The 3,100-nt window shown below is 45.5% G+C and carries 3 protein-coding genes; all 3 read left to right on the forward strand.

Going from position 1 to position 3,100, the window contains the following annotated elements:
- Nucleotides 1-123: 123 nt before the first annotated feature.
- The 3 genes from MUP17_02275 to MUP17_02285 all read left to right on the forward strand — a co-directional run bounded on the left by MUP17_02275 (nt 124) and on the right by MUP17_02285 (nt 2,745).
- The gene (locus MUP17_02275) at nt 124-984 is read left to right on the forward strand and encodes a hypothetical protein (protein MCJ7457799.1); all 861 of its coding nucleotides are present in this window, start codon (nt 124-126) and stop codon (nt 982-984) included.
- 4 nt (nt 985-988) lie between these two features.
- The gene (locus MUP17_02280) at nt 989-1,609 is read left to right on the forward strand and encodes a hypothetical protein (GenBank protein MCJ7457800.1); all 621 of its coding nucleotides are present in this window, start codon (nt 989-991) and stop codon (nt 1,607-1,609) included.
- Nucleotides 1,610-1,941: 332 nt separating this feature from the next.
- Nucleotides 1,942-2,745 (forward strand): hypothetical protein, encoded by an 804-nt coding sequence (locus tag MUP17_02285; GenBank protein ID MCJ7457801.1) that lies wholly within the window; start codon nt 1,942-1,944, stop codon nt 2,743-2,745.
- The last annotated feature ends 355 nt before the right edge of the window (nt 2,746-3,100 follow it).

Genomic DNA, 3,100 nt, shown 5'->3' on the forward strand with positions numbered 1-3,100 from the left:
ATTATGGAGTGCATCCCGCCTGTGGCTGGATGCAGCATTGACATGGTCAATGCACTCCAAAACATTTTTCCTTGACAAGAAACTTTTATTTCCTACTTTGTTTTGCAGAACTTATCAAGGAGGATGAACCTGAAGGGGAAAATCCGCTCTCTCATTTTTCTGCTCGTTTTTTTCATCAGTTTGAGTCGCACAGCTTTGGCAGCAGAAGAGGTCAGATGGTTTGATCCGCAGAAAACAGGTCTCTTAATCGGGATACTCATTACCATTATCCTCGTTTTCGGTCTTATAATTTACGGCAAGAAAAAAGGTAGCCTGAAAATCCGCTCCATTCCCGGGTTAGAGGCGATGGATGAAGCGGTCGGCAGGGCTACTGAGATGGGGAAACCGATCCTGTTTTCTTCCGGCCTGGGAAAGATGGAACGGGTGGCAACTATGGCTTCGATGAATATCCTGGGGAGCGTGGCTGAGAAGATAGCCGAATATAATACTCCCCTGATAATTCCAAATTACGACCCGATGGTGACAACTGTTGCCCAGGAGGTGGTCAAGGAGAGCTTCAGCAAGGCGGGTCACCCTGAAAGTTTCAAATCGGAGAATATCTACTTTGTGACCCAGAGCCAGTTCGGATATGTGGCAGCAGTGGATGGAATAATGCTCAGGGAAAAACCTGCGACCAATCTTTTCTTGGGGACCTTTGAGGCGGAATCTCTCATCTTGGCGGAAACTGGAAATTCAATCGGGGCTTTGCAGATTGCAGGGACTGATTCAACCATTCAGCTTTCCTTCTTTATAGTTGCTTGCGATTATACCCTGATCGGAGAGGAATTTTTTGCTGCCAGCGGGTATCTGACCAAAGACCCTATGATTTTGGGAAGCATTAAAGGGCAGGATTTTTTGAAGTTAATCATAGGCATTATTATTGTCACGGGAGGAATACTCTCGACCCTGGGTTACGGGTACCTAATCAATCTCTTAGGAAAATAAGAAGATGAGAAGACAGATTCCGATTGTAGTCTGTTTTGTATTCGGCATATTTATGTTAGCCCAGTTTTTTATACCTCATCCTTTGTTTACCAGGGGTTATCAAAATGTCCTTGACTGGATGCAGATCATCTTTGTTTTTGCGCTTCTGGTTGGAGCTCTCAGTTTTCTTATTCTTCATCTTGACAAAATCTCCAAACAACAGAAAGAGTGGGGATACAATTTAGTTGCTTTAGCCGGACTTGCTGCTATGGTATTTCTGGGTTTCTGGAAAGGCATTCAGAAAGACTCACCCTTCCTCTGGGTTTTTGATAATCTTCAGGTCCCGATGCAGTCGACAATGTTTTCGCTTTTAGCCTTTTTTGTAGCTTCAGCTGCCTATCGCGGTTTCAGGGCAAGGAATTTTCAGTCGGTCGTTCTGCTCATAGCAGGGGTTCTGGTAATATTGGGACGGGTCCCATTAGGAGAAATGCTTCACTCGAAGATTCCTGAGTCAGCCACCTGGGTTTTGAATGTCCCCTCTATGGCGGCAAGAAGAGGAATTTTAATAGGCATCGGCTTAGGCTCGATTGCCACTTCTTTAAGAATAATAGTAGGGATTGAGAGGACTTATTTAGGGAAAGGATGAGAAAGCTTGGAGCCAGGAGCAGGTAGCTGGTAGCGAAGAAACAATCGGTAACACCTCTTGCCCTCAAGGTGGGAGCAAAGGGTCGGTCTCCTCTGCCCTTGTTGGAGGAAGTGTAGTTGCCCAATTTATTGGGCTTGCATTTGCTCGATAAATCGAGCAGCTACTATAAAGAACAGGCAGGATGCCTGTTCCACCAAAGACCGGTAGGTCAGACATTCCTGTCTGACACTTTTGCGTGGCATCAGGCCCCCTGACCCGACGGAGTGGCACGAATCAGGTGGACTTGCCAGGTCAGGGGACCTGGCAAACACTGAAGCAATAAAAAAGCAAATATGAAACTAGATCTTGACCGAAAAGTAATCTTTATCCTGATGGCAATTGCGGTCATTTTCCCATTGATCTTCAAGTTGGGTTTGCCAAATAAAGTGACTCCAGAGGTGAAAAATCTTTTTGGGCAGATGGAGAATTTGAAGGATAGCTCAGTGGTTCTGATCTCATTTGATTTTGAAGCCTCGTCTTTTCCAGAAGTTCAGCCTCTGGCTAATGCGATTTTGATGCACTGCTTTTCCAGAAACCTGAAAGTAATAGGAATTTCCCTTTTAGCTGAGGGGACTGCCTTGGGTGAGAAGGTCTTAAAGGAAAATGCCTCAAAATATAACAAGAACTACGGGAAAGATTACGTTTTCTTAGGTTTCAGACCGCAGGTTACTGCTACCATTTTAGCCCTGGGTGAGGATTTTCACAAGGTTTTCCCTGAGGATTATTATGGAGTTTCAACTGCCGATTTAGAATTGACCAAAAATATTAAAGATTATAAAGACATCTCTCTGATCATTTCTGTTACTGATGGGGACATCCCTTTTTCCTGGATTAATTATGCAGTGGCAAGATACAATAAAGATTTGGCTGTTCTGACAACTGCGGTTATGGCGACCAGCTTTTATCCTTTTTTGAATTCAGGGCAGATTAAAGGTTTGGTCAGCGGTCTTAAAGGTGCGGCTGAATACGAGATTCTTCTGGAGAAGCCTGGAATGGGTGCAAGGGGGATGGATGCCCAATCTATGGCGCATCTTTTGATAGTACTTCTGGTCATTCTAGGAAATATCGGCTACTGGATGGAGAGAAGAAAGAAATAGCTTGGAGCAGGTAGCAAGTAGCAGGGAGCAAAAAATGTAGGGACAGGGCTTGTTGAGCGTAGCGAAATCCCGTTTCTGCGGCGCGGTCCCTGTCCGATAGTCGGTAAGTCGGACATTCCTGTGGCTACGCCTCCGTAGGACAGGCTTTGCTCTCTGACATTAAAGAACAGACAAGAATGTCTGTTCTACCTGTCACCCTATGTGGCCGTCGGGTCCCCTGACCCGACGGAAAAGCTGATGACGCTGGGAGTAGGCCATTGTCATTCTGAGTCCCGCCTTTGGTGGGAGGAAGAATCTATTCACTGGAAACGATAGATTCTTCGGTCACTTCATTCCCTCAGAATGACAACAAGGA

Source organism: Candidatus Zixiibacteriota bacterium (assembly GCA_022865345.1).
In the GTDB taxonomy this organism is placed as follows: domain Bacteria; phylum Zixibacteria; class MSB-5A5; order MSB-5A5; family RBG-16-43-9; genus RBG-16-43-9.